This window comes from Rhodanobacter sp. FDAARGOS 1247, from assembly GCF_016889805.1.
In the GTDB taxonomy this organism is placed as follows: Bacteria; Pseudomonadota; Gammaproteobacteria; order Xanthomonadales; family Rhodanobacteraceae; genus Rhodanobacter.
On sequence record NZ_CP069535.1, the window covers coordinates 2693150 to 2714945 of the forward strand.

19 protein-coding genes, 1 tRNA gene and 1 pseudogene are annotated in these 21796 nt (G+C 66.6%); 8 read left to right on the forward strand and 13 right to left on the reverse strand.

Features of this window, described 5'->3' with window-relative positions; genetic code table 11:
* Position 1 precedes the first annotated feature (1 nt).
* The 8 genes from tssE to uvrB form a co-directional block, all read right to left on the reverse strand.
* Positions 2-505 carry a type VI secretion system baseplate subunit TssE gene (gene tssE, locus I6J77_RS12325; protein ID WP_056717151.1) on the reverse strand — a complete coding sequence of 168 codons (504 nt, stop codon included), beginning with the start codon at positions 503-505 and terminating at the stop codon, positions 2-4.
* 16 nt (positions 506-521) lie between these two features.
* A complete protein-coding gene (locus I6J77_RS12330; protein WP_204109222.1) occupies positions 522-1313 on the reverse strand; it encodes a type VI secretion system accessory protein TagJ in 792 nt (263 codons plus the stop codon).
* Positions 1314-1519: 206 nt separating this feature from the next.
* Positions 1520-2008 carry a type VI secretion system tube protein Hcp gene (locus I6J77_RS12335; protein ID WP_040673222.1) on the reverse strand — a complete coding sequence of 163 codons (489 nt, stop codon included), beginning with the start codon at positions 2006-2008 and terminating at the stop codon, positions 1520-1522.
* 127 nt (positions 2009-2135) lie between these two features.
* Complete coding sequence (gene tssC / locus I6J77_RS12340) at positions 2136-3629, reverse strand: type VI secretion system contractile sheath large subunit (RefSeq protein WP_007807833.1); 1494 nt, start codon at positions 3627-3629, stop codon at positions 2136-2138.
* Between the two features lie 6 nt (positions 3630-3635).
* Positions 3636-4157, reverse strand: a complete 522-nt coding sequence (gene tssB / locus I6J77_RS12345) for a type VI secretion system contractile sheath small subunit (RefSeq protein WP_007807831.1) — start codon at positions 4155-4157, stop codon at positions 3636-3638.
* 623 nt (positions 4158-4780) lie between these two features.
* Positions 4781-5137, reverse strand: coding sequence for a hypothetical protein (locus I6J77_RS12350; RefSeq protein WP_204109223.1), 357 nt, complete (start codon positions 5135-5137; stop codon positions 4781-4783).
* A gap of 85 nt (positions 5138-5222) precedes the next feature.
* A tRNA-Val gene (locus tag I6J77_RS12355) sits at positions 5223-5297 on the reverse strand.
* An 89-nt stretch (positions 5298-5386) separates the two neighbouring features.
* Positions 5387-7411 (reverse strand): excinuclease ABC subunit UvrB, encoded by a 2025-nt coding sequence (uvrB, locus tag I6J77_RS12360; protein ID WP_204109224.1) that lies wholly within the window; start codon positions 7409-7411, stop codon positions 5387-5389.
* A 152-nt stretch (positions 7412-7563) separates the two neighbouring features.
* On the opposite strand from uvrB, the gene I6J77_RS12365 reads away from it, so the two are divergent.
* From I6J77_RS12365 to I6J77_RS12385, 5 genes and pseudogenes are all read left to right on the forward strand, one after another.
* Complete coding sequence (locus tag I6J77_RS12365) at positions 7564-8124, forward strand: GspH/FimT family pseudopilin (protein WP_204109225.1); 561 nt, start codon at positions 7564-7566, stop codon at positions 8122-8124.
* A gap of 204 nt (positions 8125-8328) precedes the next feature.
* The gene (locus tag I6J77_RS12370; RefSeq protein ID WP_056717146.1) at positions 8329-8766 is read left to right on the forward strand and encodes a universal stress protein; all 438 of its coding nucleotides are present in this window, start codon (positions 8329-8331) and stop codon (positions 8764-8766) included.
* A 22-nt stretch (positions 8767-8788) separates the two neighbouring features.
* On the forward strand, positions 8789-11314 hold the full coding sequence (locus I6J77_RS12375) for a cation-translocating P-type ATPase (protein WP_204109226.1): 2526 nt from the start codon (positions 8789-8791) through the stop codon (positions 11312-11314).
* A gap of 151 nt (positions 11315-11465) precedes the next feature.
* Positions 11466-12335 (forward strand): annotated as a pseudogene (locus tag I6J77_RS12380) (bifunctional enoyl-CoA hydratase/phosphate acetyltransferase); the annotation flags it as partial.
* Positions 12332-13525 carry an acetate/propionate family kinase gene (locus I6J77_RS12385; RefSeq protein WP_204109228.1) on the forward strand — a complete coding sequence of 398 codons (1194 nt, stop codon included), beginning with the start codon at positions 12332-12334 and terminating at the stop codon, positions 13523-13525. The pseudogene I6J77_RS12380 and the gene I6J77_RS12385, both read left to right, overlap by 4 nt.
* Before the next feature lie 14 nt (positions 13526-13539).
* Here the strand turns inward: I6J77_RS12385 and I6J77_RS12390 are convergent, their stop codons facing one another.
* From I6J77_RS12390 to I6J77_RS12410, 5 genes are all read right to left on the reverse strand, one after another.
* Entirely contained in the window at positions 13540-15939 is a 2400-nt protein-coding gene (locus I6J77_RS12390) for a phosphoketolase (protein ID WP_204109229.1), read from the reverse strand.
* A gap of 257 nt (positions 15940-16196) precedes the next feature.
* Positions 16197-17576, reverse strand: a complete 1380-nt coding sequence (locus tag I6J77_RS12395; protein ID WP_204109230.1) for an ATP-binding protein — start codon at positions 17574-17576, stop codon at positions 16197-16199.
* A complete protein-coding gene (locus I6J77_RS12400) occupies positions 17573-18247 on the reverse strand; it encodes a response regulator transcription factor (protein WP_204109231.1) in 675 nt (224 codons plus the stop codon). The genes I6J77_RS12395 and I6J77_RS12400 overlap by 4 nt, the downstream gene beginning before the upstream one ends.
* A gap of 4 nt (positions 18248-18251) precedes the next feature.
* Positions 18252-18848 (reverse strand): cytochrome b/b6 domain-containing protein, encoded by a 597-nt coding sequence (locus tag I6J77_RS12405; RefSeq protein WP_204109232.1) that lies wholly within the window; start codon positions 18846-18848, stop codon positions 18252-18254.
* 29 nt (positions 18849-18877) lie between these two features.
* Positions 18878-19150 carry a PepSY domain-containing protein gene (locus tag I6J77_RS12410; protein WP_056767785.1) on the reverse strand — a complete coding sequence of 91 codons (273 nt, stop codon included), beginning with the start codon at positions 19148-19150 and terminating at the stop codon, positions 18878-18880.
* Between the two features lie 164 nt (positions 19151-19314).
* Between I6J77_RS12410 and I6J77_RS17805 the strand changes: the two genes are divergently transcribed.
* The 3 genes from I6J77_RS17805 (at position 19315) to I6J77_RS12420 (ending at position 21620) form a co-directional block, all read left to right on the forward strand.
* Positions 19315-19944: an MBL fold metallo-hydrolase gene (locus I6J77_RS17805; RefSeq protein ID WP_239308957.1), complete on the forward strand. Its 630-nt coding sequence runs from the start codon at positions 19315-19317 to the stop codon at positions 19942-19944.
* Positions 19860-20705, forward strand: coding sequence for an MBL fold metallo-hydrolase RNA specificity domain-containing protein (locus tag I6J77_RS17810; RefSeq protein ID WP_239308959.1), 846 nt, complete (start codon positions 19860-19862; stop codon positions 20703-20705). Before I6J77_RS17805 ends, I6J77_RS17810 begins: the two co-directional genes overlap by 85 nt.
* A gap of 153 nt (positions 20706-20858) precedes the next feature.
* A complete protein-coding gene (locus I6J77_RS12420; protein WP_204109233.1) occupies positions 20859-21620 on the forward strand; it encodes a cyclic nucleotide-binding domain-containing protein in 762 nt (253 codons plus the stop codon).
* Positions 21621-21796: the final 176 nt, after the last annotated feature.

Genomic DNA, 21796 nt, shown 5'->3' on the forward strand with positions numbered 1-21796 from the left:
ATCAGCCGAAGCCTTCCGATACCTTGAAGTTGCCTGTTTCCAGATCGACTTCGGTCTTCAGGTAGAGATTCAGCGGGATCGGCTGCGCCCACATTTCCGAGTCGATATTGAAGACCAGTGCCTGTCGATCCATGCGCTTGGACATGGCCGTGGCCGTGACCCGAAGCGTGTTGGCCGTGAGCCGGGGCTCAAAGGCGAGAATCGCATCCCTGACCTGGCGCTGCAGTACGTCCGGATTGATTCCGGACAAGGCCATGCCGGTCAGATCCGGGATGCCGAAATTGAGTACCGAGCGCGCCACCTCGGGATATTCGGACAGGTCGTTGTCGGCATCCATGCTCACGCAGTTCAGCAGCCACGACATGTCCCGCGTGACACAGTCACGCAGCCGCGTGGCCGAAATGACCCGCTTCTCGCGGCTCTCTTCCAGCTTGCCCGGTTCGTCGTCGGTAAGGCGATCGAGCAGCGATGGCTGAAGTCTTTCCTGGGTGGTCAATTCAGCCATGGCAATGCATCCCGGCTCAGGCGGCGTCGAACGCGATCAAGCGCGCGTCGAAGAGCGAATACTCTGCCGCATCGGTGGCCAGCATGCGCTGGCCCAGGCCCACATGCAGTCCTTCGCCTTGCTCGATCCAGTCGGTTCGGCGGCCGAGTACGAGGTCAGGATCCCCAGTGAGCTCGCTGCCCGCATAACGCCCCGGAATGAAACCGATCGCTTTCCCGCCATTGCTCCAGGTGACCTGGGTCGGCACCCATATCTTGTCGCGCAAATCGCTTGGCGCCTCGAACTTCAGTTCGCTCAGGCGCGAGAACGGCACCCAGGAATAGCCACCGTTGACGATGATCTCCAGGCAGGGACCGATACGCGGGTCCGCGTCGGCGATCCACTCGAACGCATTTCCGTCAATATTTCCGGCCACTGCCGGCGCCTGCTCGAAAGCCTGTTCACGCAGGGCGGCGGCCTGCTCATGCTGACCTTCGGCGTCCAGCTTGAGTGCCTGGAGCAGCAGCGCCAGCCATTGCTCCGGTTCTCCGATGATCACCGGCATGCGCCTGCCGGCAAAGACCTCGGCGCGCACCAGCTCGCCGCGCAATGCTTCGGAGTACGCGCCCACCATCATGGCGTTGAGCGGATCAAGCTCGCCGCAGACGTTCAACTGGTTCTGTGCCCGCTCCCATTGTCCGAGCAGGGCCAGCAACTGGAATAAAAAAACCCGGCGCTTGGCGTCTGCCGGGTTGTTGCGTACTTCTGCAGTGAGCAATTGCAGTGCCTCGTCAGGCCGACCATCTTTGAGCTTGCTCTCGGGCGTCATGTCATTCTCGGAAGCGTATCTGTGGACATGTCCACAGACAGGCCCGTTGTCCATGCTTGGCCCCGGAGCCGCTCGCGCACGAGATCCGCAAGACCACGCACGGCCTGGTTCTGGACCAGGCCTGCGCGTGCACCGAGCGGACGATCAGAGCGGAAGCTCCGGGGTTCAACCCCGGCTGTGTTGCAAGCCGGGGAGCACCGCGTGGTTTAAGCGACTTCTTCGACGCTGTACGCGACCGTACCGGCTTCGCTGACCTTGCCCTTGTCGTCCTGGGTGGAATAGGCGACTTCGAACTTGGCAAACGCCAGCGAGATGTTCTCGGTCAGCATGTCCTCACCACCCGAGCCACCGGTGCTGTAGCTGGTGACCATCACGCTGGTGAGCGTGACTTTCAGGTAGTCATCCTGCGTGCCGCCGGCCTTGGACACATAAAGGATGGCCGAATCGGAATGGGCGCCGGTGGTCAGGGCCTTCATGAACTGCGTCGAGCTCTTGTCCACATACTTCGTGATGCTGATGTCCTGGACGTTGGCCTTGCCGGCGCCGCCGCCGCTGCCATGGCCGAACGAGCCACTCTGCGACATGCCCCACGACCAGGCCAGGAGCTGAATCTTGCCAGCGTGCTTCTTGTGCTTCGACTCACCGGTAAAGGTGACCGAACCGCCCTTCAACTCCAGATGCATGTCTAATGCCATGAGAATTCTCCTTGTCAGTTTTGGTCAATTGAACCGGATTGGCCTTCTACTCTTCACCAACGATCCGGCGATGTTGCGTGCAACCACTTGCGCCATGAAGCCATGAAACGAACATCTGGCAGGAGCGTCAGCTCTTTGCCGCAGACGGCAGGCGGGAAACCAGCCGCAAGGACACCGTCAAACCTTCCAACTGGTAATGCGGCTTGAGGAAGAACTTCGAAGTGTAGAAACCCGGTGCGCCCTCCACTTCTTCCACGATGACTTCCGCCGCGGACAGGGGCTTGCGCGCCTTGGTTTCCTCGCTGGAGTTGGCCGGGTCACCGTCGACGTACTGGCCGATCCAGGACCCCAGCCACCGCTCCATCGCGTCACGATCCTTGAACGAACCGATCTTGTCCCGGACGATGCACTTCAGGTAATGCGCGAAGCGGCAGCAGGCGAACATGTACGGCAGACGTGCGCCGAGGGCCGCGTTCGCGGTCGCGTCCGGATCGTCGTACTCGTCCGGCTTGGCCAGCGACTGCGCGCTGATGAACGCCGCCATGTCCGAGTTCTTCCGGTGGACCAGCGGCATCATGCCCATCTTGTCCAGTTCGGCCGAACGGCGGTCGGTGATGGCGATTTCGGTCGGGCACTTCATGTCCACGCCGCCGTCGTCGGTGGGGAACGTGTGTGCCGGCAGGCCTTCCACCGCACCACCGGACTCGATGCCGCGGATGCGCGAGCACCAGCCATATTCCTTGAACGAACGGTTGATGTTCACCGCCATCGAGTAGGCCGCGTTCTGCCAGGTGTACTTGGAAGAGTCGGCGCCACTGGTGTCCTCTTCGAAATTGAACTCCTCGACGGGGTCGGTCTTGGAGCCATACGGGAGGCGCGCGAGCGTGCGCGGCATGGTCAGACCGATGTACTTGGCGTCGTCCGACTCGCGCAGCGAACGCCACGCAGCGTAGTCCGGGGTGGAAAACACCTTGGCCAGATCACGCGGATTGGCCAGTTCGTTCCAGCTGTCCATCCCCATCAGCGTGGATGCCGCCGCGGAAATGAACGGCGCATGCGCCGCCGCCGCGACCTGCGCGATACCGCTCAGCAGCTCGACGTCGGGCGGGCTGTGGTCGAAATAGTAGTCACCCACCAGACAGCCGTAGGGTTCACCACCGAGCTGGCCGTATTCTTCCTCGTACATCTTCTTGAAAATCGGGCTCTGGTCCCAGGCCGTGCCCTTGTAGCGCTTCAGGGTCTTGGCCAGGTCCTTCTTGGAGATGTTCAACACGCGGATCTTCAGCTGCTGATCCGTTTCGGTGTTGTTGACCAGGTGATGCAGGCCGCGCCACGCGCTCTCCAGCTTCTGGAAATCGGCGTGGTGCATGATCAGGTTGATCTGCTCGCTGAGCTTGCGATCGATCTCGGCGATGTAGGCGTTGATGGTCTGCGCAACGTCGTCCGAGACGATGTCGGAACGGCTCAGCACCTGTTCGGCCAGGGTGCGGACGGCCGATTCCACTTCTTCCTTGGCGCGGTCGCTCTTGGGCTTGAATTCCTTGTTAAGCAGCGCAGCAAAATCGCCGGCGTCCAGAGTCTCTGTGGCGCCACCCTGTTCGGCTAGTTTCTCGGTTGCCATGCGTGCTTACTCCCCGTCTTTGTTGTTGTCGTCGGACGGCTTCGGCGCTGAAGCCAGCGACTGCAGCAGCGCCGGGTCCTTCAATGCCTGGGCGATCAGGTTCTCTGCGCCGGCCTTGCCGTCCATGTAGGTGTCGAGGTTGGCAAGCTGGGTACGCGCCTCGAGCAGCTTGGCCACGGCGCCGACCTTGCGGGCCACCGCCGCCGGCGAAAAGTCGTCCATGCTCTCGAACGTGATGTCGACCGCGAGGTTGCCTTCGCCGGTCAGGGTGTTGGGAACGGCAAACGTCACCCGGGGCTTCATCGACTGCAACCGGTTGTCGAAGTTGTCGACATCGATCTCCAGCGCCTTGCGGTCCTCGATCGAGGGCAGTTCGCCAGCGTTCGCACCGGAGAGATCCGACATCACGCCCATCACGAACGGAACCTGGACCTTCTTCTGCGCGCCGTAGACCTCGACGTCGTATTCGATCTGCACGCGCGGCGCACGGTTGCGCGCGATGAACTTCTGACTGCTTTGCTTGGCCATGCCTTGTCTCCCGGTAAATGCTCTTGCAGTTCGAACGGAACGATCAATTCGGTGCGGTACCTGTGTGCGCGTGCCGCAAAAAACCCTACATCGGTGGGCCGACCTTCCCGCATCGCGAAATGACCGCGACGGAGAACTGCCGGTTTTGCATTGATGCCCATCATTGCCGCTGCCCGACATTCCGAAAGCTGCAAGCGCACATGCGCTACACAGCCGGACCCGTTCAATCAGCCGGACGTTGCATCAATTGGAATTGCGCAATTTCGAAACACTGCGAACTGCAGGCTCCGGCGCCCTTGGGCACACGGCGGGGATCCCGGCACAGTCTCCGGATCAGACCCGATATCACCAGATGGTTCGCAAGCGTGATCGTCCACCCCCTTCATTCCATGCGTCGGACAGGCTCGACGGGGCTCCTTGCTTGCCCCGCCCTGATCTTTCCACCTCATGCCCACGTCCGTCCCCTCCGGACGAACGCAGCAGCTGCCGAATCGCAGCAATGAAGTGTCTTGCAGCCCCCGTACAACCATCGTCACCGACATGCTGCACTTGTCAGCACAGTCCGTGATACCCGGAGGCCCCTGAATCTGCTATCGCGAAACGGCAGTTTTCTGCGCTTCGCTTCAATCCTGAACCAGACTGGTTCGCCCGATAACGTACATCTGCAATCGCCTGTCTGCAAGCTGAATTTGAGGTTGCCGACGGTAATGACAACAAACTAACAACCGGCCTGTGCCGGATGACATCCACGACACGACAATTGCTGCTGCATCATGTGATTGAGAAGCATCGCAGGGCGCGAGATCCTGTAGGTTTTCGCCCCGCCCTGAATACCCATGCACAGGGGGAAAGGAGCCGGCCAGCCCGGCCGAAAGCGGCGCGTCGCTGGCAAGTCGATTCACTGAATCTCCCATTGCAGGAAAATCGGCGAATCGGCCAAACGGAGTCCAGTTCGGCATCGGGATGCGCACGCCTGCCATGCCGCGATCGTCAGAATGCCGATTCCGATGACCGAAAACAGAAGCGGCGCGACCCCTGGGGATCGCGCCGCTTCTGGATTTCAATTGGTGGGCGGTACAAGGATCGAACTTGTGACCCCTACCATGTCAAGGTAGTGCTCTACCGCTGAGCTAACCGCCCGTATCGCGCCTGACCTGCCACGCGAGCCGCGCAGTATACGGGAGCCGAAGGCGATCGACAATATCCCGCCGGCAACGGGTTTCCCGGGCTCAACGCAGCGCTTGCTCGCGCAATTGATGGATCTGGTCGCGCAAACGGGCGGCATCCTCGAACTCCAGGTTCTGCGCGTGCTTGTACATCTGCGTCTCCAGCTTTTTCAGCAGTGCCGAGGCCTGCTGCGAACTCATGCCTGCGTAATCGGCAGCCCGCTCGGCCACGGCAGCCTGACTGCGGGACGATGACTTGCCGCCACGGCGGTTGCCGGCATCGCTGCGCGCCCCTTCCATGATGTCGGCGATGCGCCGCACCACGGTCTTTGGCGTTATCCCGTGCGTTTCGTTGTACGCCAGCTGCTTTTCGCGACGGCGGGCGGTTTCGTCCATCGCGGCCTGCATCGAGCGGGTGACGTTGTCGGCATACAGGATCGCCTTGCCGCGCACGTTGCGGGCGGCGCGGCCGATGGTCTGGATCAGCGAGCCGGTGGAACGCAGGAAGCCCTCCTTGTCCGCATCGAGCACGGCCACCAGCGACACCTCGGGCATGTCCAGGCCTTCGCGCAGCAGGTTGATGCCGACCAGCACGTCGAACTCGCCCAGGCGCAGGTCGCGGATGATCTCGCTGCGCTCGACCGTCTCGATGTCCGAATGCAGGTAGCGCACCTTCACGTCGTGCTCGGCCAGGTACTCGGTGAGGTTCTCGGCCATGCGCTTGGTCAGCGTGGTGACCAGCACGCGGTCACCCATGGCGATGCGCTTGTGCGCCTCGCTGAGCAGGTCGTCGACCTGGGTGCGCACCGGGCGCACCTCCACTTCGGGATCGACCAGGCCGGTGGGACGTACCACCAGCTCGGTCACCGCGTCGCCGGACTTCTGCAGTTCGTAGTCGCGCGGCGTGGCGGAGACATAGATCGCCCGCGGCACGCGCTCCTCCCATTCCTCGAAGCGCAGCGGCCGGTTGTCCATCGCCGAGGGCAGCCGGAAGCCGAACTCGACCAGGGTTTCCTTGCGCGAGCGGTCGCCCTTGTACATCGCGCCCAACTGCGGCACGGTGACGTGGGACTCGTCGACCACCAGCAGGCCGTCGGCCGGCAGGTAGTCGAACAGCGTGGGTGGCGGTTCCCCCGGCGCGCGGCGGGTCAGGTGGCGCGAGTAGTTCTCGATGCCCTGGCAGTAACCGACCTCGGCCATCATCTCCAGGTCGAAGCGGGTGCGCTGCTCCAGCCGCTGCGCTTCGACCAGCTTGTTTTCCCTGTACAGATATTCCAGCCGTTCCTTCAGTTCGACCTTGATCGTCTCGATCGCGTTCAGCACGCTCTCGCGGGTGCTGGCGTAGTGCGTGCGGGGGTAGACGGTGTAGCGCTGCACCTTGCGGATGGTTTCCCCGGTGAGCGGGTCGAACAGTGCCATCTTCTCCACTTCGCCGTCGAACAGCTCGATGCGCAGTGCCTCGGTTTCCGATTCGGCCGGGAACACGTCGATGATCTCGCCGCGCACGCGATAGGTGCCGCGGCGCAGCTCCGTCTCGTTGCGGGTGTACTGCAGCTCGGTCAGCTGGTGGATCAGCTTGCGCTGGTCGATGCGCTCGCCGGTGGCCAGGATCAGGCGCAGGCTGAGGTAGTCCTCCGGATTGCCCAGGCCGTAGATCGCCGACACCGTGGCCACGATGATCGAATCGCGCCGCGACAGCAGTGCCTTGGTCGCCGACAGCCGCATCTGCTCGATGTGCTCGTTGATCGAGGCATCCTTCTCGATGAAGGTGTCCGACGCCACCACGTAGGCTTCCGGCTGGTAGTAGTCGTAATAGCTGACGAAGTATTCCACCGCGTTGTGCGGAAAGAATTCCCTGAACTCGCCGTACAACTGCGCCGCCAGCGTCTTGTTCGGCGCCATCACGATGGTCGGGCGCTGCACCCGTTCGATCACGTTGGCAATGGTGTAGGTCTTGCCCGAACCGGTGACGCCCAACAGGGTCTGCGCGGCCAGGCCGGCCTCGAAACCGTCGGCCAGACGCGTGATCGCCTGCGGCTGGTCGCCGGCGGGCTGGTAGGGAGCGACAAGTTGGAAACGATCAGTCATCGGCTACAGATGTGGGCGCGGTACGCCATTTTAAATCGGGCCTGCTGACAGGGAGTGTCACCAGAAGCCGACGGACCAAAGGCTGCCCGGCCACTGGAGGGGAAACACCCGCGCCATAGCATGGACGTCCGGTCCACGCAGGAGGCGACGCCGTGACGATACCCGGGAACAGCAGGCCATGGCATGGGCAAACCGGCTTCACCCTGATCGAGCAGATCATGGTGTTCGCCATCATCGGCATCCTGGCCAGCGTGGCCACGCCATCCCTGCATCGCCTGCTCGGCCGCAACGAACTGCGGGTTGCCCAGATGGATTTCATCAGCGCCCTGCAGCGCACGCGCCAGGCAGCCGTGATGAGCGGCAGGCGCTCGCTGTTCTGCCCCACCCGGAATGGCGGCAACTGCAGCGGCGAAACCCGCTGGGACGAGGGCTGGCTGGTCGGGCACGACAGCAATGGCGACGACCAGCCGGACGGGCACCCCCTGCGTGTCGGCAGCGGCCATCGCGGAAAGCTGCTGATCCAGAGCAGCAATGGCCGCCACATCGTCCGCTTCCACCCGGATGGCACCGCCGGTGGCAGCAACATCACCCTGCTGTTCTGTCAGCCGGCGCACGCCAGCGAGGCGCTCACGGTCGTGGTTTCCAACGCCGGCCGGGTTCGCGGCGCGCCGGCCAGTGCAGCGCAGATCGCCACCTGCACCCATCTGAACTGACCCTGGGCGCACTCGGCGCCCACTTGATCCCGGTCAATACCCCATTCAGCGGATGCGCACATGCTGTCTTCCGACCCCCGAGGAGACCGCGTGGCACGTGATCTGCCTGGCGTCCGACGAATCGAAGTTCGTGGCCGGCAGCGGCGGGGCATCGATGGCGGCCACACCTGCCGCTGACCTTCCACAACCCATGAGAAGTTCGCCATGTTCAAGCGCATCCTGCTGCCTGTCGACGGTTCCGAACTGTCCCTGCGCGCCGTCGATACCGGCATCGAGCTGGCCGCCCGGCTGGGCGCCAGCGTGTACGCCTTCCACGTGATCGCGCCGTTCCCCGCCTCCATCTACTTCGCGGAAATCATCCAGGCCAACGAGCCGACCTATACCAGCGAGGCCATCGCCAACGCCGAGAAGTACCTGGCCGACGTGAGCCGGCGCGCACAGGCCGCCGGAGTTCCCTGCGAGGGCAGCCACGAGACCGACGCACGGCCCTACTCGGCCATCGTCGGCGCCGCGCGCAAGCAGCAGTGCGACCTGATCGTGATGGCCTCGCACGGCTGGCGCGGTTTCGACCGCTTGTTGCTGGGCAGCGAGACGCACAAGGTGATCCTCAACGGCGACGTGCCGGTGCTGGTCTGCCGCTGAGCGACGGCCCGCAGACCGCGGCATGAAGGCGAAGGGAATATCACCGGCGCACCGCGGCCTCGACCTGGCCGAGGCGGCGCGCCGGCTGGCCGCGCACGGTCCGAACCTGCTGCCGGGCAGCGCACCCCGCAGCATGCTCACGATCATCGGCGGCGTGCTGACCGAACCGATGTTCCTGATGCTGCTAGTCGCCGGCGGACTCTACCTGGCGCTGGGCGATCGTGCCGAGGCAGCGTTCCTGCTCTCGTTCGTGTTCGTCGTGATCGGCATCACCCTGGCGCAGGAGCGCAAGACCCAGCGCGCGCTGGAATCGCTGCGCGAACTGTCCGCGCCGCGCGCGCTGGTGATCCGCGGCGGCGAGGAAGTGCGCATTCCCGGCCGCGAGGTGGTGGTTGGCGATTTGCTGGTGCTGCACGAGGGCGACCGCATCGCCGCCGATGCGGTGTTGCTGGACGGGCATCTCGACGTCAACGAATCGCTGCTCACCGGCGAGGCGGTGCCGGTCACCAAACTCCCCGGCGCGGACACCGGCCAGCTGTTCGCCAGCACGGTGGCGACCAAGGGCGTGGGCGTCGCCGAGGTCCGCGCGATCGCCGGCGCCACCGCGGTCGGGCGCATCGGCCAGGCGCTGGCCGATACGGCCGAACCGGTGTCCGGCCTGCAGCGGGCGTCGCGCCGGCTGATCCGCAACCTCACCGTCGGCGGCCTGCTGCTAGCCACGGCGTACACCCTGCTCGGCTGGCTGTGGGACGGACACGGCCTGCTGGAGAGCGTGCTCGCCGGCATCGCGCTGACCATGGCGATCCTGCCGGAAGAAATCCCGGTGATCCTCACCGTGTTCCTCGCGCTGGGCGCGTGGCGGATCTCCCGGCACAAGGTGCTGACCCGGCGGGTGCCCGCGGTGGAAGCGCTGGGTGCGATCTCGGTGCTGGCGGTGGACAAGACCGGCACGCTGACCCAGAACCGCATGCAAGTGGCCGAACTGGATCTGATCGGCGACACCTTCCGCGACGCCGGCGCCGACGACTTGCCCGAACCGTTCCACACGCTGGTCGAGTTCGCCATGCTGGCCACCCCGGCCGATCCGTTCGACCCGATGGAAAAGGCGATCCAGCAGTTCGGCCTGCGCTGGCTCACCGACACCGAACACGTGCACGCCGAGTGGGCGCCGGAATTCGAATACGCGCTGTCGCCGGAGATCCTGGCGATGACCCACGTGTTCCGCGGCGACGCCCGCGACACACACCTGCTGGCCACCAAGGGCGCGCCCGAAGCGGTGATCGACCTGTGCCACCTGGACGCGGATGCCGCCGCCGCGATCCTGCGCCAGGTCGAGGCGATGGCCGAGCGCGGCCTGCGCGTGCTCGGCGTGGCCCGCGGCGAATGGCAGGGCGAGGCGTGGCCGCGCAGCCAGCACGATTTCGACTTCCGCTTCCTCGGCCTGCTCGGCTTCGTCGACCCGCCGCGTCCGGAAGTGCCGGCGGCAATCGCCGAATGCCGCAGCGCCGGCATTCGCATCATCATGATGACCGGCGACCACCCGGCCACCGCGCGCGCGATCGCGCGCGAGGTGGGACTGAGCGAGCGCGCCGAAGTCATCACCGGGGCGGGAATGGCCGCGCTGGACGACGCCGCGTTGCGGGAACGCCTGCATCACGTCGACCTGTGTGCACGGCTCAAGCCCGAGCAGAAACTGCGCCTGGTGCAACTGCTGCGCGAAGGCGGCGAGGTGGTGGCGATGACCGGCGACGGCGTCAACGACGCGCCCGCGCTGAAGGCCGCCGACGTCGGCATCGCGATGGGCGAACGCGGCACCGACGTGGCGCGCGAGGCGGCCGCGCTGGTGCTGCTGGACGACAGCTTCGCCAGCATCGTCCGCGCGATCCGCCAGGGCCGGCGCATCTACGCCAACATCACCAAGGCCACCCGCTTCGTGTTTGCCGTGCACATGCCGATCATCGCGCTGGCGCTGGTGCCGACCCTGCTGCACTGGCCGGTGCTGCTGATGCCGGTGCACATCGTGCTGCTGGAACTCCTGATCGACCCGGCCTGCTCGATCGTGTTCGAAGCCGAGCCGGCCGATGACGACATCATGCGCCGGCCGCCGCGCGCTGTGTCGGAATCCCCGTTCGCCGCCGCCAACCTGCGCTACGCGGTGATCCAGGGACTGGGCTTTGCCGGCATCCTGCTGCTCGGCTACGGCTTGCTGCCCGGCTACGGCCTTGACGCTGCACAGAGCCGCAGCGCGGTGTTCATCGCGCTGATCGCGGGGCTGTTCCTGCTGACCCTGGCCAACCGCGACCTGTCCCATCCCGTGCTGGCCCGCCATCCAGCGAAGAACCCCTGGCTGCTGCGGATGTTCGGCGCCGTGGCGGCGATGCTCCTCACCGTGATCGGCGTACCGTTCTTGCGCGACGTGATGGGCCTAGCCCTGCCCAACGCCCCCCTGTTGCTCGCCAGCACCGGCATGCTGCTGGCCGCCATCCTGTGGCTGGAACTGCTGCGCCGTACGACACGTACCCGGCCGCGCACGTTTGTGGCGCATTGACCCGCGACCGCGCCACAGGCGATCTTCAACCTCGCCGGCCGGCCCGAACCCCACCTCACGCCGGCCCAGCGGAGGCCACGCCATGACTTCGACGCCCGCCCACACTACCGTCGGACAACCGCTGCTGGAGCGCGTCCGGCAGCTGGGCGCCATCCGCATGGCGGTGGTCCATCCCTGCGACGCCACCAGCCTTGCCGCCGCGCTTGATGCCTGGCGCTGCGGATTGATCGAGCCGGTACTGGTGGCGCCACGCCACAAGCTTGAGCAGGTCGCGAAAGACGGCGCGCTCGACCTGGCCGACGTACCCATCGACGACGTGCCCCACAGCCACGCGGCGGCGGCCCGGGCGGTAGCGCTGGCTGCCAGCGGGCACGTCGACACGTTGATGAAAGGCAGCCTGCATACCGACGAACTGATGACCGCGGTGATTGCCGCCACCTCCGGCCTGCGCACGGCGCGGCGCATCTCGCATTGCTACCTGATGAACACGCCGGCCTACCCCCGCCCGTTCATCATCACCGATGGCGCGATCAACATTGCGCCGACGCTGGAGGACAAGGCCGACATCGCGCGCAACGCGGTCGACCTGGCCCACATCCTGGGCGTGGCCACGCCGCGCGCGGCTATCCTGGCCGCGGTGGAGACGATCAACCCGCGCATGCAGGCCACGCTGGACGCGGCCGCCCTGTGCAAGATGGCCGATCGCGGCCAGATCACCGGCGCGATCCTGGACGGGCCACTGGCCTTCGACAACGCGATCTCCGCCGCCGCCGCGAAGATCAAGGGCATCGCCTCGGACGTGGCAGGTCGCGCCGACATCCTGCTGGTGCCCGACCTGGAAAGCGGCAACATGCTGGCCAAGCAACTGGAATACCTCGGCGGCGCGACCAGCGCGGCGGTGGTGGTGGGCGCGCGTGTACCGATCGTGCTGACCAGCCGCGCCGACTCGCGCGAATCGCGCATCGCCTCCTGCGCGCTGGCCGTGCTGATCGCCCATCATTACCAGGGCTCGCCGCCATGACCGACGCTGCCGGCCACCCCCTGATCCTGGTGCTCAACTGCGGCTCCTCCAGCATCAAGTTCGCGCTGTTCGATGCCAGCCACGCGCCGCTGTCGCGCACGCCACACTGGAGCGGCGCGATCGAGGGCATCACCGGTGCCACGCCGGTGTTCAGCGCGATCGACGCCGCTGTCGAGCCGCTGACACTGGACGCCGGGCAGCCGTACCACTCGGCCCTGACGTTGCTGCGCCAACGCATCGTGGATCGCCTGGAAGATAGCCGGATCGTGGCGGTCGCTCATCGTGTCGTGCATGGCGGCAGCAAGTATTTCGAGCCGACGCGGGTCGACGCCGAGGTGCTGGCCGACCTGAAGAGCTACGTCCCGCTGGCGCCGTTGCATCAACCCTTTGCGCTGGAAGCGATCGCCGCGCTGCTGGATGAACAGCCGCAGCTGCCGCAGGTCGCCTGCTTCGACACCGCCTTCCACCAGAGCATGCCCACCGTGGAAAAAATGCTGCCGCTGCCACGCTCGGCCTGGCAGCAGGGCTTGCGGCGCTACGGCTTCCACGGCCTGTCATATGCCTACATGGCGCGGGCGCTGGGCGAGCGCTACGGCATGGCCGCGCGCGGCCGCACGATCGTGGCGCACCTGGGCAGCGGCGCCAGCCTGTGCGCGATGCAGGATCTGCGCAGTGTCGCCACCACCATGGGCTTCTCCGCACTGGATGGATTGATGATGGGCACGCGTTGCGGCGCGCTGGACCCCGGCGCGGTGATCTACCTGATGGAGATCCGCAAACTGTCGCTCGAACAGGTGGCGCGGATGCTGTACCACGAGTCCGGCCTGCTCGGCGTTTCCGGCATCTCCTCCGATCCGCGCGTGTTGTTGCAGCATGAGGCCGACGCACGCGCACGCGAAGCGCTGGACCTGTACGTGCGCAGCGCGGTGCGCGAAGTGGGCGCGCTGGCGGCGGCACTGAACGGCCTGGACATGCTGGCGTTCACCGCCGGCGTCGGCGAGCACAACGCGGCGATCCGCGAACGCATCTGCGCCGGCCTGGGTTTCCTCGGCGTCGAGCTGGACCCTTCGGCGAATGCCGCCCACGCACCCGTGATCTCCAGCGCGTCCAGCAAGGTGCGTGTGGTGGTGGAACCCACCAACGAGGAATGGGTGGCCGCCAGCGCTGCCGCCACCATCATTCGCTGCTGAAGCGCGGCACTGCCTTACGCCAGCATCCCTGCGTTCTCCGCGCTCCACGCCCAGTTGCGGATCTCCGGCAGGTCCTCGCCGTTCTCGTCGATATACCGCTTGTGCTCGACCAGCTTGTCCAGCAGCTTCTGCTTGAGGTAGATGCCGCGCTCGCCCGCTCGCGGCACGCGGTTGATCACGTCGATCACCAGATGGAAACGGTCGAGCTGGTTGAGCACCGTCATGTCGAACGCGGTGGTGATGGTGCCCTCCTCCTGGTAGCCGTGCACATGCAGGTTGCCGTGGTTGGCGCGGCGGTAGGTCAGGCGGTGGATCAGTGTCGGGTAGCCGTGGAAGGCGAAGATCACCGGTGTGTCGCGGGTGAACAACTGGTCGAAGTCGTCATCGTCCAGGCCATGCGGGTGTTCGCTGGGCGATTGCAGTTTCATCAGGTCGACCACGTTGACCACGCGCACCTTCAGCTCCGGCAGGTAACGGCGCAGGATCGACACCGCGGCCAGCGTTTCCAGCGTGGGCACGTCACCGGCACAGGCCATCACCACGTCCGGTTCACCGTGCTGATCGCTGCTGGCCCACGGCCACAGGCCGATGCCCTGGCTGCAATGGCTCGCCGCCGCTTCCATCGCCAGCCATTGCGGCGCCGGATGCTTGCCGGCCACCACCACGTTGACGTAGTGCCGGCTGCGCAGGCAATGGTCCATCACCGACAGCAGGCAGTTCGCATCCGGCGGCAGGTACACCCGCACGATGCTGGCCTTCTTGTTGATCACGTGGTCGATGAAACCCGGATCCTGGTGGGTGAAACCGTTGTGGTCCTGCCGCCACACATGCGACGCCAGCAGGTAATTCAGCGAGGCGATCTTGCGCCGCCACGGAATCGCCGCGGTCATCTTCAACCACTTCGCGTGCTGGTTGAACATCGCATCGACGATATGGATGAACGCCTCGTAGCAGTTGAACAGGCCATGTCGTCCGGTCAGCAGATAGCCTTCCAGCCAGCCCTCGCACTGGTGTTCGCTGAGCATCTCCACCACCCGCCCGCTCGCGGCGAGAAACTCGTCGCCAGGCACGGTGGTGGCCTGCCACTGCCGGTCGGTGACTTCGAACGCCGCGCCCAGGCCGTTGGACAGCGTCTCGTCCGGCCCGAACAGGCGGAAGTTGCGCTGGTCGGCGTTCAGCCGGATCACGTCGCGCAGGAACGGCCCGAGCACCCGCGTGTCACCGATGGCGGGCACACCGGGGCTCGGCACGTCGACGGCGTAGTCGCGGAAGTCCGGCATGCGCAGGTCGCGCAACAGCAGGCCACCGTTGCTGTGCGGGTTCGCGCTCATGCGACGCGCCCCCGTCGGTGCCAGCGCAGCCCACTCCGCCCGAAAGCGGCCGCCCTCGTCGAACAGTTCTTCCGGCCGATAACTGCGCAACCACGCCTCGAGCTGCGCCAGATGTTCCGGTGGACTGGTCGACGAAATCGACAACGGCACCTGATGGGCGCGGAAGGTACCTTCGTTTGGCCGTCCATCGACCACGGCCGGGCCGGTCCAGCCCTTGGGCGAACCGAGCACGATCATCGGCCAGCGCGGCCGGGTGGTGACGCCGCCTTCGCGGGCGTCGCGCTGGATCTGGCGGATCTGCTCCACCACGGCATCCAGCGTCGCGGCCATCGCCTGGTGCATGGCCGCCGGTTCGCTGCCCACCACGAAATGCGGCGTCCAGCCGTAGCCGCGCAACAGCTGCTCCAGTTCCTCATGGCCGATGCGTGCCAGCACGGTGGGATTGGCGATCTTGTAGCCGTTCAGATGCAGGATCGGCAGCACCGCGCCATCGCCCACCGGGTCGAGGAACTTGTTCGAGTGCCACGCCGTGGCCAGCGGCCCGGTTTCCGCCTCGCCATCACCCACGACACAGGCGGCGATCAAGCCGGGGTTGTCGAATGCCGCGCCGAACGCGTGGCTGAGCGAGTAGCCGAGTTCGCCGCCCTCGTGCATCGATCCGGGGCATTCCGGCGAGGCATGGCTGGCGATCCCGCCGGGGAACGAGAACTGCTTGAACAGCCGCTGCAACCCGGCCTCATCCCGACCGATCTGCGGATAGACCTCGCTGTAGGTGCCGTCGAGGTAGGCATTGGCCACGACGGCAGGCCCGCCATGGCCCGGCCCGGAGAGGTAGAGCATGTCCAGATCGTGCTGCCTGATCACCCGGTTCAGGTGCGCGTAGATGAAGTTCTGCCCCGGCGTGGTGCCCCAGTGGCCGAGCAACATGCGCTTGATGTGCGCCGGCGCCAGCGGCTCGCGCAGCAGCGGATTCGCGCGCAGGTAAATCTGCCCGACCGAGAGGTAGTTCGCCGCACGCCACCAGGCATCGACACCCCGCAACGAGCCGGCATCGGCCGGCGAACCATCCAGGTTGATCGCCATCGACAGTCTCCCCGGCGGGCTGAAGGCCCGGCGTATCAGGAGTATGTACATTGCCCACCGTGAATGCCGATGCAGCAGATTGCCGCATGCCGTGTCGCTTGGCCGACTCGAACCACACTGGGCACCAAGCCCCTGAGCGGCTGCTCTGCAGCCACCACCTCAGCGGAAGCACCCATGACCGAGCGCAGGAACACCGGGGATGGCGGCGTCGAGAAGCCGGTGTCTCGCCACGGACAGCCGAGGAGTGTTCCGCCGGTTCAGGCGTAACCGGGTACATGCGGCGCGGCACCCGCCACGCGCGGCAGGCTGAAACTGACCTGCGCGCCGCCCAGCGGGGAACGGCCGAAGACCAGCTCGCCGTGGTGCAGGTGGGCAATCGCCCGGGCGATCGACAGGCCCAGTCCGCTGCCTTCGCCGACGCTGCCCTCGGGGCGGTGGAAGCGCTCGCCCAGCCGCGCCACGGCAGCGTCCGCGAAGCCGCTGCCGTTGTCGTTCACCTCCAGCGTCACCTGCTGGTCGCGGCCGCCGACGCGCAGGTTCACCTGGCCACGGTCGGGCGCGTGGCGCAGCGCGTTGTCGAGCAGGTTCTGCACCAGGATGTCGAGCAGGCTGCGGCTGCCCAGCACGAAGTCGTTGCCGTCATGGTCCAGCGACAGCTCGATGGAACGCGCCGACGCGCGCTCGCTGGCGTCGCGCAGGGCCGCTTCGGCCACGCTGACCAGGCGCAAGGGGCCGGCGTCGTCCAGCTCGGCCAGTTTCTCGACTCGGGCCAGCATCAGCAGCTGGGCCACCAGCCGCTGCATGCGATCCAGTGCCTCATGCGCGCGCTGCAGATGCTGCGCGCGCCCGGGCGCATCGTCGCCGCGTCCGGCCAGGTCCAGCTCCAGCCGCAGCGCCGCCAGCGGGTGGCGCAGTTCGTGCGCGGCGTCGGCGGTGAAGCGGCGTTCGTGTTCCAGGCTGAGCTGCAGGCGGTCGACCAGTTGGTCGATCGCTTCGGTGAACGGTGCCAGCTCGACCGGCACCCGCGCATCGGTGAGTGAGGCGGCGGCCGGATCGGCGCCGGCGGAGAGGCCGCGCGCCAACTTGCGCAGCGGCTTCAGCCCGCTGCGCAAGCCGGCGAACACGATCGGCGGCACCAGCACCAGCAGCGCGAGCAAGGCCAGCAACGCGGGCGCCAGCAGCTTGCGCAGCAGTTCGTCGCGTTCGTCCAGCGGCGCGCCGACCTGGACCCAGTACCGATGCTGCGCATCCCAGCGCTGGAATACCCGCCAGCGTCGGTCGTCGTGCACGATCGAATGGAAGTGCGCGTCGCCCGGGTCGAAGCGCAGCGGCGGCAGTTCGGCGCTTTCCACCAGCAGCGCGCCGCGCGCGTCGCGCAGCACGATGGCCGGGCGCTGGGCGGTGTCGTCCGAGTCGAGCAGCGGTTTGTCCGGCAGGCGCACCGTTCCGACGCGGGCGGCGTCATCCGGCATCACCGCGAACACGCTGGCGGCGGTGCGCACCAGCATCTGGTCGAAGATCTCGTCGACCTCGTGCAGGCTGCGCCAGCCCAGCCAGCCGGCGGCGACACACCACACCAGCACGATGCCGGTCAGCAGCCGCAGCACCAGTCGCCGGTTGAGCGAGGGGCGGATCATGCAGCCGCCCCGCCGGGCCGGTTGATCGCGTAGCCGATGCCGCGCAAGGTGCGGATCCAGCCCGGCCCCAGCTTGTGGCGCAGGTGGTGGATGTGCACTTCCACCGCGTTGCTGGCCACTTCCTGGTCCCAGCCGTACAGCGCCTCCTCCAGCTGGTCGCGCGAGTAGGCGCGGCCGGGGTGGCGCACCAGGGTTTCCAGCACCTGGTATTCGCGTGCGGTGAGGTCCAGCGCAGTGCCTTCCAGCATGGCGGCGCGCGCGGCCGGGATGACTTCGAGAGCGCCCAGGCGGATCGCCGGTTCCACCTGGCCGTCGGCGCGGCGCAGCAGCGCACGCAGGCGCGCGGCGAGTTCGTCCAGGTGCACCGGCTTGACCACGTAGTCGTCGGCACCCGCATCCAGCCCGGCGACGCGATCGGCCAGCTCGTCGCGGGCGGTCAGCAGCAGTACCGGGGTGGCGTCCTGGCGGCGGCGCATGCCGGCGATGATCGCCGGGCCGCTGCTGCGCGGCAGGTTCCAGTCCAGCACGGCGGCGGAGTATGTCGTGTCGGCCAGCGCGGCGGCGGCCTGGTTGCCGTCGATGATCCAGTCCACCGCATAGCCGAGCTGGCGCAGGCCGTCGGCCAGCGCCTGCCCCAGTGCCCGGTCGTCTTCGGCAAGCAGGATGCGCATGGCCTCATTCTTGTCGCGCGATCGGGCCACCCACTTGACTTGCCGCAATTGGCGGCACTTTTTCGCCGGCTGCGACATCCTGCCCCAGCGCCCGCTTGCGGCCGTGGATCATCGAGGCGACCAGGTTCTCGCCGTAGTGCACGCTCTCGCCCACCGCGGCCAGCACGTGCAGCACCACCAGGCCCAGCACGCCGTAGGCCAGCGCTTCGTGCAGCTCCTCCAGCCAGCCTTCACCGAAGAACCGGTCGGTGGTCTGCAGCCAGCCGGTGACGCCGACCAGCAGCACGCCGACCAGCAGGGCCAGGATCATCACGGCGGCTGCCGGGTTGTGCCCGAGCTGCCGCCGCGAGCGCCCGGCCAGGCGCTGGCGCAGGTAGTCACGCACCCGGCGCGGGCCGGGCACCCAGTCGGCGAAGCGCGCGTGCCGCGTGCCGATCCAGCCCCACACGAAACGGACGGCTATCAGGATCAGGATGGCGTAACCGAAACCGCGGTGGACCAGCTCGCCCTCCTCAGTGAAAAAGTTGGCGAGGAACAAGCCCGCCAGCGACCAGTGGAACAGGCGGACCAGCGGGTCCCACACTTTGACCATCGCGTTCATGGCTTGTCCTCGCTCGAGTCAGGTGACGATCAACCGCCCTTCTTCTTGACGATGCGGCCGTCGGTGGGGTCGAAGTAGATCTCCACGTTCTTGCCGGCCTTGTCCTTGCCGTAGATCTCGTAGCAGTTGCCCGAGACCTGGAACACCTTGATGGTGTAGCCCTGGTCGAGCACCTTCTGCTTCATCGCCGCCTCGGTCAGCCACTGCGCGCGCGGCGCATTGGTGCATTGGGGTGCGGCGAAGGCGGACGCCGACAGGACGGCGGCAGCAAGGAACAACGGTGCGATGACGATGCGCTTCATGGTGCTTCTCCGGTATCGGCATGATTGCCTTGGGTGGCATTGCAACCGGGAAGGCTTACGTGGGTCTTAAGCCTGCGCCGACGCCGTGGTTGACGTCGGTCAGTACGGTTGCGCGGGCTTCATGGGAAAGTCCGGTGGACTGCGCAATCCGGAGCAAGACCCGCATGATCATCTACAGCTGCCACGGCGCCGCCAAACAGGTCACCGGCTCCTGCCACCTGGTCACCTGCAACGATCGCCGCGTACTGATCGACTGCGGCATGTTCCAGGGCAGCGACGAGGTCGAGCGGGCCAATGCCGAGCCGTTCGGCTTCGACCCGTCCGGCATCGACGTATTGCTGCTGACCCATGCCCACCTCGACCATTGCGGGCGGATTCCGCTGCTGGTGCGCCAGGGCTTTCGTGGCCGCATCATCACCACGGCCGCCACCCGCGAACTGGCGCGGGTGGTGATGCTCGATGCGGCCGGCCTGCAGGAGGAAGAGGCGCGCCGCGCGCAACGCCGCAACCGCCGTGGCGAGGAGGTGCCGCCACCGCTGTACACCCTGGACGACGCGCTGCACGCGCTGGATTTCTTCGGCCCGGATGTCGGCTACGACGAAACCGTGCCGGTGGTCGAAGGCATCACCGCACGCTTCCTCGATGCCGGCCACATCCTCGGCTCGGCGTCGATCTGCTGCAGCTCGACGACGGCAGGCAGCAGCGCCGCATGCTGTTCTCCGGTGATCTCGGCAACCCGGGCCGCCCGTTGCTGCGCGATCCGACACCCGCGCCGCCGGCCGACTATGTGGTGATGGAATGCACCTACGGCGACCGCCCGCACCGTTCGGTGCCGGATTCCGTGGACGAGATGTACCGCGCCATCCGCGACACAGTGGACCGTCGCGGCAACGTGGTGATCCCCACCTTCGCGCTCGAGCGCACGCAGGAACTCCTTTACTACCTGCATCGCGGCATCGCCAGCGGCGCGATCCCGCAGCACGTGCGGGTGTTCCTCGATTCGCCGATGGCGATCTCCGCCACCGAGATCTTCCGCCGCCACCCGGAATGCTTCGACCCGCGCTTCCTGGACGAGCTGCAGCACGGCGACCCGTTCGCCATGCCCGGCCTGCACTTCACCCGCGAAACCAGCGAGTCGATGGCGATCAACAACGTCGACGGCGGCGCGATCATCCTGGCCGGTTCGGGCATGTGCAACGGTGGCCGCGTGCGCCACCACCTCAAGCACAACCTGTGGCGCGAGCGCAGCAGCGTGGTGTTCGTCGGCTATGCCGCGGAAGGCACGCTGGCGCGGCGGATCATCGACGGCGCCGCCAGCGTGCGCGTGTTCAACGAGGAGATCCCGGTGCGTGCGCAGGTGTGGACGATCAACGGCTTCTCCGCGCACGCCGACCGGCCTTCGCTGCTGGCCTGGCTGGGCGATGCACCGCGGCGCAAGGTGTACCTGGTGCACGGCGAGTACGACCGCGGCATGCAGGCGATGCAGAAGGTGCTGACCGCGCAAGGCGTGATCTGCCAGCTGCCCGGCCTGCACGAACCGATCAGGATCGACTGAACGACGCGGGCGGGTCACCAGAGCGGACACTTTCGGTGCCGGCCTGCCGGTGGGCGGCCGGCAAGGGCGGCTGTGCCGCATGTTATGGTGCGGCCAGACTCCGCGCCGACGTGGCACCCAACCGGGTTCACCGCAGGCGCCACCGAGGAAACGATGGCCGACGAACCCGCCGTGCTCGACCTGAACCAGCTGCGCCGCAGTTGTTCGTCCTGCGCCTTGAGTGAACTGTGCCTGCCCGCCGGGATTGGCGGCGACGACCTCGAAAAGCTCGACATGACGATCCGCGACAAGCGCATGCTCGATCGGGGCGGCGCGCTGTATCGCGATGGCGATCCCTTCCACGCGCTCTACGTGGTGCGTTCGGGTTCATTGAAGACCTTCGTGCAGGACGACACCGGCGCTGTGCAGATCCTGGGCTTCCACCTGCCCGGCGACATCGTCGGTTTCGACGCGCTGGCGACGGATCGGCACGTCAGCCAGGCCGAGGCGCTGGAGCGCAGCAGCATCTGCGAGCTGCCGTATGACCGCCTGCAACAGGTCACCAGCGAGGTGCCGGCGCTGCATCGACAGCTGATGCGCGTGGTCAGCCGCGAGGTGGTCGAGGAACACCGGCACACGGTGGTGATGGGACGGCAGCAGGCACAGGAGCAGCTGGCGATCTTCCTGAAGAGCCTGTCCGATCGCTACCAGCGCCTGCAGCGCGACGGCAGCATGCTGACCCTGTCGATGTCGCGCTACGACATCGCCAACTACCTCGGCCTGGTGGTCGAGACGGTCAGCCGCCTGTTCTCGCGCATGGAGGAGATGGGCGTGCTCGAAGTGAACCGGAAGGCCGTACGCATCCGCCGTCCCGATTTGCTGGCCGGGCTGTGTCGCGGCAGCGTGGCCGCCGCGAAGCATCGCGAAGCCAACTAGGCTTGGCCGACCGGCCGGGCCAGCCCCGGCAGCACCCGCTTCCCCTCCTGCATGACGCCTGCGCCGCGCGATCGGCGAAGGGTTGCGGCCCATTCGCGTCCGCGGCAGGGCCACCGCGACAATTCGCGCAGGCAGGCGAAGGGTTCGCTTGACCTGCATCAACAACGACGACGGTC